This window comes from Arthrobacter sp. 10N44_2 (genome assembly GCF_056394385.1).
In genome coordinates, this window is record NZ_JBFTHT010000001.1 from 537,234 (window position 1) to 555,814 (window position 18,581).

At 69.0% G+C, this 18,581-nt stretch carries 15 protein-coding genes; 8 read left to right on the forward strand and 7 right to left on the reverse strand.

The features are described 5' to 3' along the window. Nucleotides 1–94: 94 nt before the first annotated feature. Nucleotides 95–1,279, reverse strand: coding sequence for an AI-2E family transporter (locus AC1DBX_RS02630; protein ID WP_476931018.1), 1,185 nt, complete (start codon nucleotides 1,277–1,279; stop codon nucleotides 95–97). 30 nt (nucleotides 1,280–1,309) lie between these two features. Then, nucleotides 1,310–2,827, reverse strand: coding sequence for a CYTH and CHAD domain-containing protein (locus AC1DBX_RS02635; RefSeq protein ID WP_476931019.1), 1,518 nt, complete (start codon nucleotides 2,825–2,827; stop codon nucleotides 1,310–1,312). Between the two features lie 240 nt (nucleotides 2,828–3,067). Between AC1DBX_RS02635 and AC1DBX_RS02640 the strand changes: the two genes are divergently transcribed. Further along, complete coding sequence (locus AC1DBX_RS02640) at nucleotides 3,068–3,337, forward strand: hypothetical protein (RefSeq protein ID WP_230011455.1); 270 nt, start codon at nucleotides 3,068–3,070, stop codon at nucleotides 3,335–3,337. A 130-nt stretch (nucleotides 3,338–3,467) separates the two neighbouring features. Here AC1DBX_RS02640 and AC1DBX_RS02645 read toward each other — a convergent pair whose 3' ends face one another. Both AC1DBX_RS02645 and malQ read right to left on the reverse strand, forming a co-directional pair. Then, nucleotides 3,468–4,526: an alkaline phosphatase family protein gene (locus AC1DBX_RS02645; protein ID WP_476850932.1), complete on the reverse strand. Its 1,059-nt coding sequence runs from the start codon at nucleotides 4,524–4,526 to the stop codon at nucleotides 3,468–3,470. A gap of 66 nt (nucleotides 4,527–4,592) precedes the next feature. Next, nucleotides 4,593–6,890 (reverse strand): 4-alpha-glucanotransferase, encoded by a 2,298-nt coding sequence (gene malQ / locus AC1DBX_RS02650; RefSeq protein ID WP_476931020.1) that lies wholly within the window; start codon nucleotides 6,888–6,890, stop codon nucleotides 4,593–4,595. 155 nt (nucleotides 6,891–7,045) lie between these two features. Between malQ and AC1DBX_RS02655 the strand changes: the two genes are divergently transcribed. The 5 genes from AC1DBX_RS02655 to AC1DBX_RS02675 all read left to right on the forward strand — a co-directional run bounded on the left by AC1DBX_RS02655 (nucleotide 7,046) and on the right by AC1DBX_RS02675 (nucleotide 11,685). Then, on the forward strand, nucleotides 7,046–7,399 hold the full coding sequence (locus AC1DBX_RS02655; RefSeq protein ID WP_476850934.1) for a TraR/DksA family transcriptional regulator: 354 nt from the start codon (nucleotides 7,046–7,048) through the stop codon (nucleotides 7,397–7,399). Further along, nucleotides 7,396–8,184 (forward strand): M50 family metallopeptidase, encoded by a 789-nt coding sequence (locus tag AC1DBX_RS02660; protein ID WP_476850935.1) that lies wholly within the window; start codon nucleotides 7,396–7,398, stop codon nucleotides 8,182–8,184. The genes AC1DBX_RS02655 and AC1DBX_RS02660 overlap by 4 nt, the downstream gene beginning before the upstream one ends. A 9-nt stretch (nucleotides 8,185–8,193) precedes the next feature. Continuing rightward, nucleotides 8,194–9,261, forward strand: coding sequence for a glutathione S-transferase family protein (locus tag AC1DBX_RS02665; protein WP_476931021.1), 1,068 nt, complete (start codon nucleotides 8,194–8,196; stop codon nucleotides 9,259–9,261). Between the two features lie 53 nt (nucleotides 9,262–9,314). Continuing rightward, entirely contained in the window at nucleotides 9,315–10,439 is a 1,125-nt protein-coding gene (locus AC1DBX_RS02670; RefSeq protein ID WP_476850937.1) for a serine hydrolase domain-containing protein, read from the forward strand. An 82-nt stretch (nucleotides 10,440–10,521) separates the two neighbouring features. After that, on the forward strand, nucleotides 10,522–11,685 hold the full coding sequence (locus AC1DBX_RS02675) for an FUSC family protein (RefSeq protein WP_476850938.1): 1,164 nt from the start codon (nucleotides 10,522–10,524) through the stop codon (nucleotides 11,683–11,685). Between the two features lie 98 nt (nucleotides 11,686–11,783). Here the strand turns inward: AC1DBX_RS02675 and AC1DBX_RS02680 are convergent, their stop codons facing one another. The 3 genes from AC1DBX_RS02680 to AC1DBX_RS02690 are packed head-to-tail and all read right to left on the reverse strand — an operon-like array spanning nucleotide 11,784 to nucleotide 15,431. Beyond that, on the reverse strand, nucleotides 11,784–12,698 hold the full coding sequence (locus tag AC1DBX_RS02680; RefSeq protein ID WP_476870781.1) for a MaoC family dehydratase: 915 nt from the start codon (nucleotides 12,696–12,698) through the stop codon (nucleotides 11,784–11,786). Further along, nucleotides 12,695–14,035, reverse strand: coding sequence for a 3-oxoacyl-ACP reductase (locus AC1DBX_RS02685; RefSeq protein ID WP_476931022.1), 1,341 nt, complete (start codon nucleotides 14,033–14,035; stop codon nucleotides 12,695–12,697). The genes AC1DBX_RS02680 and AC1DBX_RS02685 overlap by 4 nt, the downstream gene beginning before the upstream one ends. 10 nt (nucleotides 14,036–14,045) lie before the next feature. Continuing rightward, nucleotides 14,046–15,431: an acetyl-CoA C-acetyltransferase gene (locus AC1DBX_RS02690; RefSeq protein WP_476931023.1), complete on the reverse strand. Its 1,386-nt coding sequence runs from the start codon at nucleotides 15,429–15,431 to the stop codon at nucleotides 14,046–14,048. Between the two features lie 61 nt (nucleotides 15,432–15,492). Between AC1DBX_RS02690 and AC1DBX_RS02695 the strand changes: the two genes are divergently transcribed. Both AC1DBX_RS02695 and AC1DBX_RS02700 read left to right on the forward strand, forming a co-directional pair. Continuing rightward, entirely contained in the window at nucleotides 15,493–16,233 is a 741-nt protein-coding gene (locus AC1DBX_RS02695) for a TetR family transcriptional regulator (protein ID WP_476855897.1), read from the forward strand. Nucleotides 16,234–16,308: 75 nt separating this feature from the next. Then, nucleotides 16,309–18,489 (forward strand): acyl-CoA dehydrogenase family protein, encoded by a 2,181-nt coding sequence (locus AC1DBX_RS02700; RefSeq protein WP_476931024.1) that lies wholly within the window; start codon nucleotides 16,309–16,311, stop codon nucleotides 18,487–18,489. The last annotated feature ends 92 nt before the right edge of the window (nucleotides 18,490–18,581 follow it).

The following is an 18,581-nucleotide window of genomic DNA, read 5'->3' on the forward strand; positions in this document are numbered from 1 at the left end:
GTGCCGGGCAGGAGCAAGTCCTGGGAACCGGTCAATTGTAGTGCCGGGTCCCCGTTGCCGCGGTCAGCTTCAGGCAGCGTCCGGAACGGCGGGCCTACCGCGGCTCTGGTCCGGGCGGCTCTGGTCCGGGCAGCTCTGGCCCGGGCAGCTCAGGTCCGGCCAGCTCTGGCCCGGCCAGCTCAGGTCCGGCCAGCTCCGGCCCGGGCGGCTCAAGTCCGGGCAGCGGGTCCTTGCCGGTCCATGTCTTCACGACCGTCCACGTGACGGCGGTGATGGGCACGGCCAGCAGCGCGCCGACAATGCCGGCCAGTATGGTGCCCGCCGCCAGGACGAGCAGTATCGCCAGGCCGTGAATGCTGAGGACCCTGCCCATCAGGACCGGCTGCAGGAAGTGGTGTTCGAGCTGGTTCACGCCGATGACCACGGCCACAACAATGAGCGCCTGGACCAGCCCGTTGGAGACCAGCGCGACGACAATGGCGAGGGTTCCTGCGACGGTAGCGCCGACGATCGGGATGAATCCGCCGATGAAGATGAACACTCCCAGCGGCAAGGCCAGCGGCACTCCCATGATGGCGAGGGTGATCCCGACGACGAGACCGTCAACGGCGGCCACCATGGCCGTGCCGCGGACATACCCGCCCAGGACGACGGTACTGCGATCCGCCGCCAGCCGTGCCCTGGCGCGGTGGTCGGCCGGCAGCATGCCAATGAGAAAGGCCCGGATTTCGGGACCGTCCTTGAGGAAGAAGAACAGGGTGACGGCCATCAGCACCGCGCCAGTGAAGATTTCCACCGCGGTGCGGGCACCGGTGAGGGCTTCTGCACTGAACGTGCTCGAGGTGAAGAACTCCCGCGCCGAGTCCATGACGGCGGTGATCTGTTGGTCGCTGACAGGGACAGGTCCGTGGTTCAGGAATGAGTGCAGTTGCTCGACCCCCGCAGCGGCCCGGGCCGTGAGCTCGCCCCACTGGTTGGAGACCAGAATGACGATGCCGGCGATGACGCTGCCGAAAACGGCGAGAATGGCCACGAACGAGGCAACCACCGCGAGGGCGCGCGGCCAGCCGTGCCCGGTGAGCCAGCGGACCAGCGGGGAGATCGCTGCGGCCAGGATAACGGCGATGAGGACGGGGATGATGACGAGCGGGATGCGGCTGGCGGCCCAGATGATTGCCCACGCGAGGGCGGACACGGCGAGGACCTGCACGGAGCGGATGCTGGCGCGGCCCAGTCCGTCCGACCAGATGGCCGGCATTGCGTTGCGGGGCTCGATCATAGGGGTTCTCCCGGCGTTCGGACGCGGTGGCTAGGCCCAGCGCAGGGGTTTCGGCCTGGACTGTTGCCACGCATCGTAGAACCGCAAGCGGGCTTCGTTGCCGCGCTGCTGCTCGAGGGCGTGCAGGCGCCCGAAGGTAAATCCGCTGCCGGGGGCATCCGCGGCCTGCCCCGCCAGCACCAGTAGGGTTTCCCGGGTGACGACGCTGTCCTGGAAGTCTCCGAGGATCTCCTGGATGCCCTCCGCGGCCCGGGCAACGTTCGTTGCTTGAGTGCCGAAAATGGGGGTAGCCGCCTCTGCGGCATAGCGCAGCCGCTTGGCAGCCTTCGGAACTTCATGCAATGCGGCATCCTGCGGTGTCCCGCCTGTGCCGCCGTCAAGGGACCGGACCGCCGCCTTGAGGCGTTTTCGTTCCGCGGAGACGAGCCGGCCAACCGTCCCCGGCGCATCATTGCCTGCCCCGCCGCTCAGCGGAGGTACCGCAAGGAAGGCATCGAGGGCATCGAGGAGGCGGAAGTAGCGGGTGCTGTCCAGCGCCGCCAGTCCGGCGGCAAGGCCCTGTTGCTGGACAGTGCCGAGGTGCTCCTGGATCTGCTGCGCGACTGGCCCGATTAACAGCTCCGGAGGTTCGGCACTGATCATTTGCGTCAGCCGGGCACGGATGACCTCGGCGTCCCGGGCCTGGCCCACGTTGCCGGCGAGCCACTGGAGCTCGCCGCTAAGGAACCTGGCCGACGTCGTATCTGTGAGCGTTCGAAAGGTTGCCAGTGCCGACCGCAGCCGGCGGGCGGCCACCCGGAATTGATGCACGGCATCGGGCGCATTGACCCGGACGCGAGGATCATGCAGCTTCACGGCGCGTATCTGTTGGGATACGTACGAGAGCATGACGTCCGAGGCCGGCCCGCTCGGGCTCGGTTTCGGAACCGTGCCCGGATTCTCCGGATAGTCCGGTCCGAGCGCCCGGGCGAGCTTGGACGGGTGGGTGGCGATGGTGACTCCCTCTGCGGCGCACAGAGCGTCGGCGTCCTGCAGCAGCCGACGGGGGCCGCCGGCGAGTTCCAGTTCCCATTCCCGCCACCGCGACGGTCCCGCGCGGGTTAGCAGGGATTGGGCCTCGACACGGTCGTCACTGAAGTTGGCAAGGACTGCGCCGTCGGCGGCGTACAACCGCGTGACCCTCCGGCTGGTCCGGATGTGTGCAACCGGCATCAGCGCGTGGCAGCGGGTGTGGACGAGCACCAGCTGCCGCAAATTTTCCGGCACGGCATCCTGATCGCCGCCAAGCGGCTCCCGAATCGCCCGGCGCTCCCCCACGGCGACCGGCAGTTTGAGATGCCATCCTGCATCCCGACCGCCTGACCGCCGGCACAGGGTGATCCGTTGCCTGGCCAATGCCAGTGCTTTGGTATCAAAGTAGACGGCGTCCAGCAATTCGTTGACGGGCTGCCCGGCGCGATCTACCCCTGGGATTGATGCCAGTGGCGGGAGGGCGTCGGATTCCGAAGGGCTGTACTTGCGTTCCACCTCGATCGCGTCGGCGGCCATGCTTCATTTTAGGAACTCCCGCACGCGCCGGGCTTGTGCCCAAAGGCCCCTATCGGAGGAGATTGTCACGGGAACCGGGCGCTGGGGACGGGCGGCCGCCCAGTTCAGGGCGGCGGCCCTCCGTAAGGCACACAGACGCGCGGTATGAGGCTGGAAAAATGACTTGCCCGGGCATGCGGCGGCGAGTAACTTTCGGAGCAGTGGGCCGGCGGACCGCTGGCCCCCTGCGAGAGGACCGCCATGCCAACCATAATCGGCCACCACGATGTCAAGGACAAGGATCATTGGCTTGCCTCGCCGAAGCGCGAAGAGGTGTTCGGCCCACTGGGGATCACCAACATTCGTACGTTCGTCAACCCCGAGAACCCGACGCAAGTCGCAGTGATGATGGATGTCCCTGACGTGGATGCCCTCATGGCCGCGATGCAAAATGACGTAATGGGCGAGGCGATGGCCTACGACGGCGTACTGCCCGAGACCCTGGTCTTCCTCGTCGAGGCCAAGCCCTAGCTTCACCCGGGCGGACACCGCCGGCGGTGCAGGCGGATGTGGCGAAGCTCCGGTCAAATAGCGGTTGACCGGAGCTTCGGGTCCATTATGGGCAGTGGTTCCTGTGTATTGGCCGGGAATAGGCTGACCGCTAGTGGTTCAGCAATTCACCCATGAGCGGCGCATTGCGGACATCATCGGTCAGGGGGCTCAGCCCCCACACGTCCTCGATGGTGTGCAGCAAGGAATAGTGCGAGTAGGCGGCATTGGATGTGAAGTGCTTCCGCGCTGCCGGGCCGGCAAAAACCGTAGCCACCCGGTTGTCGTCTTTGCTGCCTTCATCCCACGTGATCACCAGCAGGGAGTTCTGCGTCGTGAAGGCCGGGGATCCCAGGATCCTCGGCACTTCGCGGGCGAGCCAGTCGTCTCCGGTGCCGATGGAGCAGTCGTGGGTGTCGTTGCACATGTCCGGGCTGATGAAAGAGTAGTCCGGCAGGGTCGACGGCGACCGCAGGTCCTGCCCCAGCCGGTCATACGGAACAACATGGTCCGAGCAGGAGGCCACGTCGTCCGTCACGGCAGGGTAATACATGAACGGATTATGCTTCACCGCATACCGGCGGGAGTCATGCGCGGCGCAGGGCGCGGGCATGCCCTCGGCGTACATTTTCCAGGTCCGTCCGGATTGGGTGATCTCATCGGCGATCGAGCGCACATCGGCGGTGCACGAGTCCGGCTTGCAGTCGCTAGTGATCCCCGCGCTGGTTCCGCTCGTGAGGGCGAGATAGTTGGGCAGGCTCGGGTGGGTGATGGCCCGATAGTTGGCGGCCACGGAGAATTCCGCTGCAAGCTTGTTGAAGTAGCCCGCTTCGCTGGCGCCCATGATCTGCGAGGCCGCCTTGTTCTCCTGGACGATGACCACAATGTGCGCGATTCCGCCGCTGGCCTGCCCGCCCGGAGCGGGGTGCGGGGCCGGCTGCGCGAAATACGGGGATGGTGGCGGGGTCGCGGCGGGCGTGTCCTGGCCGGGGGACGTGGGCGGCGATTCGGTCCCCGCCGGCCCGGCAGGCAGGGACCCGGCCGGTGGGGACTCGGCAGATGGGGACTGCGAAGGCGGGCCGGCCTGGAGGGGCTGCACCGACGTGCACCCCGCCAGCAGCATCGCCAGCGCCCATCCGCCGGCCAGGGAGAGTCGGCCGATCCGCGTCATCGGTCCATGCTAGCGGCCGGTATTGGTGCGGCCAATGCTGTCTGCATTCCCGGCCTCAGGCCAGGCTCAGGTCAAGAAGCTGCCCGCGCCCGGTCCACGGTCCGGCTCCCCCGTGTCCGGCCTCCCTCCGGGATGCAGCGCGCCGCGGACGGTGCCCAGCAGGGACAGGAACCGCTCGTTGTCCGGCAGGTCGTCTATCAGCACCACACCCTCGGGAGCGGCCAGCGGAATGCGCCAGTTCGGGTATTCGGTGCTGGTGCCCGGCTGGTTCTGGGTCCGGGTCTCCCCCACGGCGTCGACCAGCGCCACCCCCAGCAGCGCTGACGGGGCCAGCGCCGTGTAGGCGTACAGCGCCTCCACCGTGGTCCGGACGTCCGTGCCATTTTCCGCCAGCAGGCCGCGTGCCCGGACCCGGGCCAGCACGGCCTCCTGCTCGGCCGCGGCCTCGGCGCGTTCTTCCGCCACGGGCCGCCGCAACAGCCCGAGCGATTCGCGCAAGGTGACGTGTTCACCGGCGAGGTAGCCCGCCGTCGGGGGCAGATCGTGGGTGTTGACGCTGGTCAGGCACTGCTCGCGGTAGTGCTCCGGCGGAATCGGGCCATCGGCGTCGTGTTCGAACCACAGGATCGACGTGCCGAATATCCCCCGCTCGGCCAGGTAGCCGCGGACCCACGGCTCGAACACCCCCAGGTCTTCGCCAATCAAGATCGCCCCGGCCCGTTGCGCCTCGAGGGCAAGGATGCCGATGAGCGCCTCGTGGTCGTAGTGCACATACGTGCCGCTCTCCGGCCCCCCGCCCTCGGGGATCCACCACAACCGGAACAGGCCGAGGATGTGGTCCACCCGGATGCCGCCGGCGTGCCGCAGCACGGTCCGGAGCATGTCCCGGTAGGCGGCATAGCCGGATTCGGCGAGCCGGCCCGGATGCCATGGCGGCTGCGACCAGTTCTGGCCCAGCTGGTTGAACATGTCCGGAGGCGCACCAACGCTCACGCCCCGGGCAAGTACGCCGGAGAGGGTCCAGGCGTCGGCGCCGCCGGGTTTTACCCCGACGGCGAGGTCATGGACGACGCCGATCCCCATCCCCGCCTGGCGTGCCGAACGCTGGGCCGCCTCGAGCTGCTGGTCGCAGAGCCACTGCAGCCAGCAGTGGAATTCGATCCGGGCTGCCAGCCTCGGCCGCTGCTCGACACAGTAGGGCGACGCCGGGGATGCCGCCGCTCCGGCCCATTCCGGCGCCGACGGCGGCAGCTCTTCGGCGAGCGCAGACCACAGCGCAAAGTCCTCGAGCCCCTGCCCCTGCTCGGCGCAGAAGCCGGCGAACTGGCGGGTGCGGGCCGGCCCGCGGCGGACCGCAAACACGCGTTCCAGGGCGGCGAGCTTTGCCGCGTAGCTGGCGTTGCGGTCCAGGAGGTCCCGGGAACGGTTGGCCGCCTGCAGGCCTTCGGCCAGGCGTGCCACCTCGGCCCGGCCGGCTGCGTCCAGGTAACCGTATTCCGGGATTTCCTCCACCCGCAGGTAGAGCGGGTTGAAAAAGCGCCGCGTGGTGGGCAGGTACGGGGAGTCCTCGACCGGCGGCACTGGTTCGGCGGCATGCAGCGGATTGACCAGCACAAACCCGGCCCCCTGCTCCCCCGCAACCTCGGCGAGGTCCCCGAGATCGGCGAAGTCGCCAATCCCCCAGGACCGGGAGGACCGCACGGAGTACAGCTGGGCCGTCAGTCCCCAGGTGCGGCGTTCCTTGAGCAGGGCCGAGGCGCGGAGCCGGTCTGGCGTAACAACCAGCGGACACTGCGCCGCCGTGCCCGCGGCGTCGGCTCTCAAGGTGTGCCAGCCGAGACCGAGGCCGCCGGGTATGGCGAACGTGGCACGTCCCGTGAGAACGCCGTCGACGTCGACCGGCTGGTCCCAGTTCTCCCGCTGGGCGGCCTCATAGCTGCTTCCGTCCTCGGCGTCGATCCAGACGCGGACCTCGCTTCCGTGCGGGACGTGGACCTCGACGCGGGACTCCTGTCCCTCCCTCACTACAAGGACCGGGGGCAGGATGCGCCGCCAGGGTGCCAGCCGGGACTCGGCCAGGGAGCGTTGCTGTTCCTGGGGCCCGTTGGCGGGGACTCCGAGGGCCGCCAGCACGTCCTGCAGGGTCCCGGCGGCCACGGAACGCTGCACTCCGTCCCAGCCCCAGTAGCTGGTGTCGACGCCATAGGCTGCGGCGAGTTCGCGCAGGAGCGCGTCGGCCGTATCAGCGTCCCCGGTCTGCCCTGGACTCCCGGGGGCCGCGGCGTTGCCGGCGTCTGCAGGATGATCGGGGTTTGGACGGTCCTCGGGGTTTGCGGGGGTCTCGGGGTGCGTCTGGTCCACCATGCGCCCACTCTAGACGCTGCCCCCACCGCCCGCGCTCTTTCCGTGGATGTGGGAATCATCTACCAGTTCGTTGAGTCCTTGGCCGGCTCCCGGCGCGGACGGCTCCTTCGGCCCGTTTAGGCGCCCCCGCAGCGGCCGCGCTAGCCTTGAAGCCTATGGTTGACGTCGAACGGTTCCGGATCCTCCTGCGCGAGGAACGTGACCGGAAGCTTGCCCTCCTGCCCGCCCTCCGCCGGGACATCACCTCGGTCAATGCCGCCCGCCTCGACTCCAACGTCGACGACGAACACGACCCCGAGGGCACAACGATCGCCTTCGAACTATCCCAGGCCTCCGCGCTCCTGGAACAGAGCAGGGCTTCCCTGCTGCAGATCGATGCCGCTCTCGCGCGGATGGACGAGGGCACCTACGGAATCTGCGCTGTATGCGCCACCCCGATCCCCGAGGACCGGCTGGAGGCCAGGCCCTGGACCGCGTACTGCATCGCGCATGCCTCGGGCAGGGCATGACCCCGCCCGGCCTGCTGGGGGAACCGAACCTGGCCCTGACATGGTGGGAGCGGATCGTTGCCGGATTCACCCACGCCCCCAGCCCGCATGTGAGCAGTATTGAGCTCGTTGCGGTGGTCCTGCTGGCAGTGGCCGTCTCCCTGCCCCGCCTGTCCTGGCGCTACTTTGGCCTGCTCGCCACCGTGACCCACGAACTCGGCCACGCGTTTGCCGCCCTTACCACCGGCCAGCGGCTCGGAGGCATCCGGCTGGGCCTGGACCACTCCGGCACCACCACGACGTACAGCAGGAGCCGCCTCTCCGCCGCCTGGTCGACGTTCTGGGGCTACCCCGTGCCGGCCGTCGTCGGGGCGGCGATGGTCTGGTGCGGTTTCAACGGCTGGGGGCCGGCCGCGATGTCGGTGGGCACGCTCATCCTCCTGGCATCCTTCCTGTTCCTCCGCAACGGCGTGGGTCTCCTCATCACCGCCGCCGCCGTACTGGCCTCGGCGCTCCTGGTGCTGTTCGTGCCGCCGGTATTCAACGGCCACGTGATGATCGTGCTGGGCCTGGCGCTACTGGTCGCTGCCGTCAGGGACCTCGGCAAACTGGCCAACGTCCATTTGCGGCACCGGGACAGGCTCCCGACGTCGGACGCCTATCTGCTGGCCCGGGCCACCTCCATCCCCGCCGCGGTGTGGATTGCCCTCTTCGCCGTGGTTGTGGCCGGGGCATGGTGGTTTGCCTGGCAGCCGATGGCGCCCGTGTTCACGGCCGCGTTCGGGCCGTTCCCTTCCCGGCCTTAGGCTGGGACCATGAGCCTGAGTACCCACACCGACGATCCGGGATTCAGCACCAAGGGCGCGTATGTGACCGGCGGCGAGGAATTCACCCGGGATACCAACTACATTGAGGACCGGATCACCCGGGACGGTGCCACGGGCGCCCACGGCGAACCCGGCTGGCCCGTGGAACCTGGCCGCTACCGCCTCATCGCAGCGCGCGCCTGCCCGTGGGCCAACCGCACGGTGATCGTGCGCCGGCTCCTCGGCCTGGAGGCGGTCATCTCGCTCGGCCAGCCCGGCCCCACCCACGACGCCCGGTCCTGGACCTTCGACCTCGACCCGGACGGCTTGGATCCGGTCCTCGGAATCGAACGCATCCAGGACGCCTACTTCCGCCGCTTCCCCGACTACCCCCGCGGGATCACCGTCCCGGCGATCGTGGACGTCCCCAGCGGGCAGGTAGTCACCAACAATTTCCCCCAGATCACGCTCGACTTTTCCACGGAGTGGACCCAGTACCACCGCGCCGGCGCGCCGGAGCTGTACCCGGAGCACCTGAGGGAAGAAATAGACGCCGTCAACAAGCGTGTCTTCACCGAGGTGAACAACGGCGTCTACCGCTGCGGCTTTGCCGGTTCCCAGGAGGCCTACAACGCCGCCTACGATCGGCTCTGGACGGCCCTGGACTGGCTCGAGGAACGCCTGGCGGGCCAGCGGTACCTGGTCGGCGACACGATCACGGAGGCCGACGTCCGGCTCTTCACCACACTGGCCCGCTTCGACGCCGTCTACCACGGGCACTTCAAGTGCAACCGGCAAAAGCTCAGTGAAATGCCGGTGCTGTGGGCCTATGCACGGGACCTCTTCCAGACCCCCGGCTTCGGCGACACCACCGACTTTGTGCAGATCAAGCAGCACTACTACATCGTGCATGAGGACATCAACCCCACCGGAATCGTCCCGCGCGGGCCGGAACTGGGCAGCTGGCTCACCGGGCACGGCCGCGAAGAACTCGGCGGCCGGCCGTTCGGCGACGGCACACCCCCGGGACCGGTCCGGGCCGGCGAAGAGGTTGCCCCGGGACACGGCGCAGCCTGAAGCCGCCGGCGCCCGGGACGGCCGTTAGGGTGTTGGTCATGAATATGGGGTCCATGGAACACGCAGCGCAGTCCCTCTCGGCCGGCTTTGCCACCCGGGAGTTCGCCGAGGTGCGTGAGCTCTTCGACTCCTTCCTTTCCGAGGACCAGGACTACAGCGCGCAATTGGCCGTCTACCGTTTGGGAACGAAAGTGGTGGACCTCCGCGGCGGCCCGGGGTTCGCTGCCGGCGACATCACGGGCACGTACTCGTGTTCCAAGGGCGCCGCCGCCATGGTCATCGCCGTGCTCGTCCAGGACAACCTTCTCGATCTGGACCGGACCGTCGCGTCCTATTGGCCGGAGTTCGGCGTCCACGGCAAGGACCTGCTCACCGTCCGGCAGGCGCTGTCCCACCAGGCCGGGCTGCCCGGCGTCGCCGGCGGGTTCGCCCTGGCCGACTTCACCGAACCCGAGGCGGCCCGCTGTCTCGCGGCCTCAGCGCCGCTGTGGCGGCCGGGCACGGCTTTCGGCTATCACGCCCTGACCATCGGGATCCTCATGGAGGAACTCTGCCGCCGCACCGCCGGAGTGCCGCTCCAGCGGCTCTACGACGAGCGTATCCGCCGCCCGCGGGGCATCGACTTCTTCCTGGGCCTGCCCGAGGACCAGGAACCGCGGTACCGCGAGGTGCTCTACGACCCTGACCCGGCCCAGCCGTGGCTGGACCCGCTCAGCCTCGACGGCCTGAACAGCAACGCGCCGGTCAGCACCATCATGGAACTGCCCAACCACCGCGTCGTCCGTGCCGCGGGAATGAGCAGCGCCGGCGGCGTGGGCTCGGCCGACGGACTGGCCAGACTCTACGCCGCCGCCACGACCGGGGTGGACGGCGGTCCCGCGTTCCTGAGCCCGGCCACCATCGAACTCATGGCCGCTGAGCAGGTGTGGGGACTGGACCGGTGCTCCGGGCAGGACAACGCCTTTGCCGTCGTGTTCATGAAACCCCAGCCGGGGCGGAACTTCGGCAGCCACCTGGCCTTCGGACACGAGGGCGCCAACGCGGCCCTCGGCTTCGCGGATCCCGGTTACGGGCTCGGATTCGGGTACGTGCCGCGCCGCAGCGAAGAAGGCCGGACCAGCGGCCGGGCCCAGCGGTTGTCCGCGGCAGTGCGGCGGGCCGCCCGCGCCGCGTCCTGACCGGCCCCCTGCAGGCTCCTGCGGCGCCGCAGCAGGTTCGTCCATTTGTAGCAGCAACCACGCGGCCCTAGGGTGAGCCGGGATGGTCACTCCAGAAAAGACAACAGACAAGCCGCCCTCCTGGCTGCGCATACGGGCCCATGGCGCGGCCAGCGGCGTCGCGGCGGCGCTCGTGTGGCCGCGGCTCCAGCTGGCTCTGAAGGCGGCGCTGGCAGCGGGCATTGCTTTCGCGATCGCGCCCTTCATGCCGGGCTCCGCCGCTGACTACCCCTACTACGCCCCGCTCGGCGCCCTGGTGGCCATGTACGAGAACGTTGCCGGTTCCATGCGCCAGGGCCTGCAGGCGCTGGTCGGTCTGGCGATCGGGGTGGGACTGGCGTTCATGCTTTTCAGCCTCGGCTCGCCGTCGCCGTGGACGGTCGCGGTGGTCATGGGACTGGGCGTTATCCTCGCCGGCCTGCCCAAGATCGGTTCGGGCCGGGACTGGATCCCGACGGCGGCCCTGCTGGTACTGCTGGTGGGCGGCCACAACCCGGACTCGTTCTCGTTCGGGTATCTTTTCCAGATGGCGGTCGGCGTCACGGTGGGCATCGTCGTGAATCTGTTGGTCTTCCCGCCGCTGCATTTCCGGGCCGCGGCCCTGAGCATCGTGGAATTGCGCCAGGCGCTCGCCCAGCAGCTCTGGGACATGGGCAAGGCGCTCAAGGAGAGCTGGCCGCCGGAGCATGTTGACTGGTCCCGCCGCTCGGAAGCGCTCGCGGCGCACGCCCGCTCAGTGCGGCTCGCCGTCGAGAAAGCTGACGCCAGCCGCCGGGCCAATCCCCGCCGCCGGCTGCATCCGCGCGACATCACCCTCGACTACCGCAACCTGCGGGACCTGGAGCGGCTCACATTCCACGTCCAGGACGTCACCCAGGTGCTCTCCGACGTCATCTGGGCCGAGGACACCCCGTTCGTGATTCCGGACGAATACGCGGCACCCCTCGGTGACGCCATGTCCGCCGTCGGCGACGTGCTGCGAGCCACGGAGGAGGACAACCCGGATCGCCAGGCCGAGCTGGCCCGCACCGCCGACGCGGCGATCAACGAGCTCACCGCCAGGCTTGGCTCGGTGCCGCACACCCACGACGCCCCCAGCGCGGTGGAATCCATTCTCTTGAGCATGCACCGCATGCTGCGGGTGGCGAAGCCCGGCCGGCCGGAAGAGCAACCGGCGGACCCGTCCGAAACCCCGTCCGCAACCTAAGCAACCGGCAGGCACAACGACGGCGGCTCCCGCCGGGGTAACCCCACAGCGGATGCCGCCGTCGGACTGTCTGTCCTGCCCGGCTATGGCAGTACCGGTTAATCCAGCGCGGCGACCGATCCGCTGAAGTGCCGGCGACCGGACAGCGGGTTCCACGCCACGTAGTCCGAACGCCGCCAGCCGCCGCCCTCGGTCTGGACGGTGCTGATGTCCAGCGCCACCCGGGCGGGCAGGAACACGGGCGCCTCGAAGGCCACCTCCCAGCTGAACGCGTCGCCTTTGACGGCACCGACGTCGGCCAGTGCCCGCGACGCGAGGTACATGCCGTGGGCAAGGGACCGCCGCTGCCCGAGGGCCTTGGCGGTCAGGACGCTCAGGTGGATGGGGTTGAAGTCTCCGGAGACAGCCGCGTAGGCACGCCCGGTATCGACGCCCAGCTGCCACAGGGCCGTGGGATCCGGCACGGAGAACGGCGACGGCGGCACGGCCACCGAGGCCTTGTCGATCCCCGGGAGGAACACCCCCTTGGCCAGGTAGGTCGAAACCCCGCGCCAGAGGACCTCTTCCTGCCCGGCGGCGCGCACCTCCGCGACGACATCGAGCTGCGTACCGGCGCGGTGCCCCCGCAGGTTCTCCACGCGGGTCCGGATGTCCAGGGCCTCCGTGAACAGGACCGGCCCGGACTGCACCACCCTGTTCGTCAGGTGGATCATGCCCAGCAGGGGCAGCGGGAAATCGTCCCGGTTCATCACGCTCATGGCCAGCGGAAATGCCAGGGCATGAATGAGGCCCGCAGGCAGGATATCGCTCGCGGTCTCGCCGATCAGGTGCTGATACGCCGTCAGATTGGCGACGTCGGCCCGCACGCCACGGACCTCGTGGATGTAGGCGGGCAGTTCGGTGCCGCCGTGGGTGCCCAGGACCCGGCGCCGTGCCGCGGCGGCGGCCGCGTTGACGTAGAGCTTGGACAGGGCCGGCATCTCGCCCAGGATGACGGTCTGGAAACCGTTCATGCGCCCACCAGGTTCTGCCCGCAGACGCGCAGCACCTCCCCGGAAATCCCGCCCGCGGCGTCGCTGGCCAGGAACGCGATGGCCTCGGCAACATCCCCCGGCCGGCCGCCCTGCTGCAGGGAGTTGAGCCGCCGCGCCACCTCGCGGGTGGCGAACGGGATCCTGGCCGTCATCTCGGTTTCAATGAACCCCGGAGCCACGGCGTTGATGGAGCCGCCGCGCTCGCCGATGAGAGGCGCCGTGGCGCGGACCATGCCGATCACGCCGGCCTTGGACGCGGCATAGTTGGTCTGGCCGCGGTTTCCGGCGATCCCGCTGGTGGAGGCCACGGACACGATCCGGGGCGAGTCCTGGAAGTGCTCCGAGGCCAGGAGGGCCTCATTGATCCGCAGCTGCGCGGCGATGTTGACGGCGAGCACGGAGTTCCAGCGGCCGGCGTCCATGTTGGCCAGGAGCTTGTCCCGGGTGATCCCTGCGTTGTGGATCATGATGTCCAGCCGGCCGTGCCGTGCCGCGGCGTGGCCGATGATCCGCTGGCCGGCGTCGTCGCGGCTGATGTCCAGCTGCAGGGCCGTCCCATGGACCTCGTTGGCCACTGCCGCCAGATGCTCTCCCGCAGCCGGAATGTCGACGAGGATGAGCGTGGCGCCGTCGCGGTACAGGGTGCGGGCAATCGCGGCCCCGATGCCGCGTGCGGCGCCGGTCACCACGGCCACCTTGCCGGCCAGCGGCTTCTCGACGTCGTCGGGCAGCTGGCCGGCGCCGGAGCTGACGGTCAGGAACTGCCCGTCCACGAACGCCGAGCGGCCCGAGAGGAAGAACCTCACCGCCCCCAGTGTTGCCGGGCTCGTGGTCCGGGCGCCGTCGGCGAGCAGGATGCCGTTGCCGGTGGCGCCGGCACGGAGTTCCTTCGCCAAAGACCGCAGCAGACCGTCCACGCCCTGCCTGGCAGCCGCCGTTGCCGGTTCCGTGGCCGAGCCCGCCGTGCGGGACACGGTGATGACTCGGGCGTTCGGGGCGAGGTCACGCAGCGACGCGGCGGCGGTGAGGACCGGTTTCTCAAGATCGCCCGGGTGGGCCAGCTCGTCCAGCACCAGGATGATGGCGCCGAGCTTCTCCTTGGGTATCGCGTGGCGACGGACATCGAGGTTCCAGTCCAGCAGGGTGGCGGCGAGCTCGTCGGCGCCGCCGGTTGATCCCTGGACCAGGACCGGTCCGTCGATGAGGCGGCGGCCGGGCTCGTGCCGCCGGAGGACCACTGGCTGCGGGAGGCCGAGACGCTTGGCGAGGTCTTTGCCGAGTCCGTGGCTGACCAGCCGGGTGTACTTGTCGCTCATCCGGTTCTCCCTAGAGTGCTTCGAGGATTGCGACGACGCCCTGGCCGCCGGCGGCGCAAATGGACACGAGGCCGCGGGCCGGACGCCCGTTGACGTCGCCCTTTTCGTGCAGCATTTTCGCCAGCGAGGCCACGATCCTGCCACCCGTGGCCGCAAACGGGTGTCCGGCGGCCAGCGAGGAGCCATTGACGTTCAACTTGGCCCGGTCGATGCTGCCGAAGGCGCCGTCCAGGCCCAGGCGGGTGCGGCCGAATTCGTCGTCCTCCCACGCAGCGAGGGTGCTCAGCACCGTGCCGGCGAAAGCCTCGTGGATCTCAAAGAAATCGATGTCCGCGAGGCTGAGATTGTGGCGTGCGAGGAGCCGGGGCACCGCGAAGGCCGGGGCCATGAGCAGCCCGTCTTTGCCGTGGACAAAGTCGACGGCGGCAGCCTCGCCGTCGATCACCGCGGCGAGCTTGGGGAGGTCGTGGGCGTCGGCCCATTCCTCGGACGCCAGCAGAACGGTGGAGGCGCCATCTGTCAGCGGGGTGGAATTGCCGGCCGTCATGGTCGCCTCGGCGCCCAGGTTCTTGCCGAAGACGGGCTTGAGGGTGGCCAGTTTCTCCGGGCTCGTGTCGGCGCGCAGGTTGGAGTCGCGGCTCAGTCCCCGGTAGGGGGTCAGGAGGTCATCGAAGAAGCCGGCGTCGTAGGCCGCGGCCAGGTTCCGGTGGCTGTTGAAGGCCAGCTCGTCCTGGGCCTCGCGGGTGATCTTCCACTGCGCCGTGGTCAGCGCCTGGTGCTCGCCCATCGACAGGCCGGTGCGCGGCTCCCCCGTGTTCGGGGCATCGGGCGCCAGATCCTTGGGACGGAGCCGGCTGAGGACCTGCAGTTTCCGGGACATCGTCTTGGCGCGGTTGAGGTCAAGGAGCACCTCGCGGAGTCCCTCGCTGACGGCGATGGGGGCGTCAGAGGCCGAGTCGACGCCGCCGGCGATCGCGGAATCGATCTGGCCCAGCTTGATCTTGTTCGCCAGGCCAAGCACCGTTTCCAGGCCGGTGGCGCAGGCCTGCTGGAGGTCATACGCCGGGGTCTCGGCGGAGAGGGCCGAGCCGAGCACCGCTTCCCGGGTGAGGTTGAAATCCCGGGAGTGCTTGAGGACCGCCCCCGCAGCGACTTCCCCGATCCGCTCGTCCTGCAGGCCGAAGCGGGCGATCAGGCCATCCAGGGCGGCCGTGAGCATGTCCTGGTTGGAGGACTTCGTGTACGCGCCTCCGGTCCGGGCGAACGGGATGCGGTTGCCACCCACGACCACGGCCTTGCGGAGTTGCGCCGGGCCCGCGCTGGCGTGCTGTATCTTCCCGGCGGCGGGTGCGGCGGCTGGCTGGGGGCGGGGCACTGACTGTCCGTTGACGGACATGGGCTGTCTCCTTCGATCAAAGCGATTACCGATACCCAGCGTACCTGATACGCTGGGTATCGTGAACATCCCCAAAGCCGCCGTGCCCGCCGGGCAGGCCGCCGTCGACGGCCGCGCTTCCCGCTGGCAGTCCCACCGCGAGGAACGGCGGCGGGAGCTGATCAAGTCCGCCCGGAAGGCGGTGCATGCCCTCGGCAGCGACGCATCCATGGAGGACATTGCCGCAGCCGCGGGAACGTCGAAGTCCGTGTTCTACCGCTATTTCGGCGACAAAGCCGGACTCCAGCAGGCCGTGGGCGAGGTGGTCCTGAGCCAGATGCAGCGGCGCATCCAGGAGGCGGCCCAGAGCGCCCAGACGCCCCGCGAAGGCCTGTTCGCAATGGTGTCCGCGTACCTGCAAATGGCCGAGACCAGCCCGAATGTCTACACGTTCGTGACGCGCCATGCTTCCGGCGAGGCCGAAACGGCCGGCCCGTCCATGTCCACGGCGGGAGCCTTGAGCCACTTCTTCGCCGCCATCAGCGACATGATTGCCCGGCCGATGCGCAGCCATCTGGGCGGCGGCCAGGACAAGGAAGCCGTGATCGGCTATTGGCCCAACGCCGCGATCGGCCTGGTCCGGAATGCCGGCGAACAGTGGCTCGCCAGCCCGCCCGGGCCGGCCAAGCCCGGCCAGGAGGCCATGGCGCGGCAGATCACGGATTGGCTCTGCTTCGGCATCGCCCCCGAGCTGCAGGCACCTCCTCCCGCAGAAGCAGCACAAACGGAACGAACAGACCCGGCAGGCCAGGGCGCGCCGTAGCAGCGGCACACCGGTCCCCGCCCGCGACCTGAACTGTCAGCACTAAAGATTGTCAGAACCACAGAAGGAAGCGACATGACTGAACTAGCCGACCGTACCACCGGCAACGCACCCCGGCGCCGGCCGCAACCACAACAGCCGGCGGCAACCACGGCAACCGGCCGTTCCGGCCAGCCCGGTACCCCTGAGGCGCCCGCCGTCGACGTCGCGGCCCTTGGCGAACAGCTGCTCGGCAAGTGGGCCGACATCCGGCTGAAGTCCAGGGGCCTCGCCGGCCGCCCGGAACTGCACAAGATCGAGGGCCAGACCCACACAGAACACCGCCGGCGCGTCTTCGGGCAGCTCAGGATCCTGGTGGACAACGGGGCCGTCCACCGCGCCTTCCCGGAGTCCATGGGCGGCTCCGATGACCACGGCGGCAACGTGGCCGGCTTCCAGGAACTGGTCATCGCCGACCCGTCGCTGCAGATCAAGGCCGGCGTGCAGTGGGGCCTGTTCGGCTCCGCAGTGAACCACCTCGGCACCGCGGAACACCACGAGAAATGGCTGCCCGGCATCATGAGCCTGGAGATCCCGGGTTGCTTCGCCATGACCGAGACCGGGCACGGCTCCGACGTGGCCAGCATTGCCACCACCGCCACCTACGACCCCGCCGCCGGGGAGTTCGTGGTCCACACGCCGTTCCGGGCAGCGTGGAAGGACTACATCGGCAACGCCGCCACCGATGGCCTGGCCGCCGTCGTGTTCGCCCAACTGGTGACAAAGGGCGTCAACCACGGCGTGCACGCGTTCTACATGGACCTCCGGGACCCCGGGACCAAGGAGTTCCTGCCGGGCATCGGGGGCGAGGACGATGGGGTCAAGGGCGGCCTGAACGGCATCGACAACGGCCGGCTTCACTTCACCAACGTCCGGATCCCCCGCACCAACCTCCTGAACCGCTACGGCGACGTCGACCCCGAGGGCAACTACACGTCCCCCATCGCCAGCCCGGGCCGCCGCTTCTTCACCATGCTCGGCACGCTGGTCCAGGGCCGGGTCTCCCTCGACGGCGCCGCCGTGACGGCGTCGAAGCTGGCCCTGAAAACCGCCATCCAGTACGCCACCGAACGCCGGCAGTTCAATGCCTCCTCCCAGACCGACGAGGAAGTGCTGCTGGACTACCAGCGGCACCAGCGCCGGCTCTTCACCCGGCTGGCCACCACGTACGCCGCCAGCTTCGCCAGCGAGCAACTGCTGCAGAAATTCGACGATGTCTTCTCCGGCCGCCACGACACCGACCAGGACCGCCAGGACCTCGAAACCCTGGCCGCGGCCCTGAAGCCGCTGAGCACCTGGCACGCCCTGGATACGCTGCAGGAATGCCGCGAGGCCTGCGGTGGTGCCGGATTCCTGATTGAGAACCGGTTCGCCTCGCTCCGCGCCGACCTCGACGTCTACGCCACGTTCGAAGGCGACAACACCGTCCTGCTGCAGCTGGTCGCCAAGCGCCTGCTGGCGGACTACGCCAAGGAATTCCGCACCGTCAACGTCGGCGTGCTGGCCCGCTACGTCGTGGGCCAGGCCACCGGTGCGGCGATCCACCGCACCGGACTACGCGGCGTCGCCCAGTTCGTGGCCGACACCGGATCAGTGCAGAAGGCGGCGCTGGCGATCAAGGACGAAGCAAGCCAGCGGACCCTGCTTACGGACCGCGTCCAGACCATGGTCGCGGAGGTGGCCACGGCCCTCAAGGGCGCGAACAAGCTCCCGCAGCAGCAGGGCGCCGCCTTGTTCAACGCCCACCAGCACGAACTCATCGAAGCCGCCCAGGCCCATGCGGAGCTGCTGCAGTGGGAAGCCTTTACCGAGGCCCTGGGCAAGGTGACAGACCCGGGCACGCACAAAGTCCTGACGTGGCTGCGCGATCTCTTCGGCCTGTCCCTGATCGAGAAGAACCTGTCCTGGTACCTCATGAACGGCAGGCTGTCGATGCAGCGCGGACGCACTGTGGGCGAATACATCAACCGCCTGCTCGTGAAGATCCGTCCGCACGCCTTGGACCTGGTGGACGCGTTCGGGTACGGCCCGGAGCACCTCCGCGCTGAGATCTCCACCGGCGCGGAGAAGGTCCGCCAGGACGAGGCCCGGGACTACTTCCGCAAGCAGCGGGCCAGCGGCCAGGCGCCACTGGACGAAAAGATCCTGCTTGCCCGCGCCGTTCACGGCACAAAAGCTCACGGCACCAAGGCCCAGGGCACCAAGACCCGCGGCTGACCCAGCCGAAATGCGACGGCGGCGCCGCCCCCTCAGCCGGGGCGGCGCCGTCGTCGCAGTGCAGTGACTCTGTAGTGCAGTGACTCCGCAGT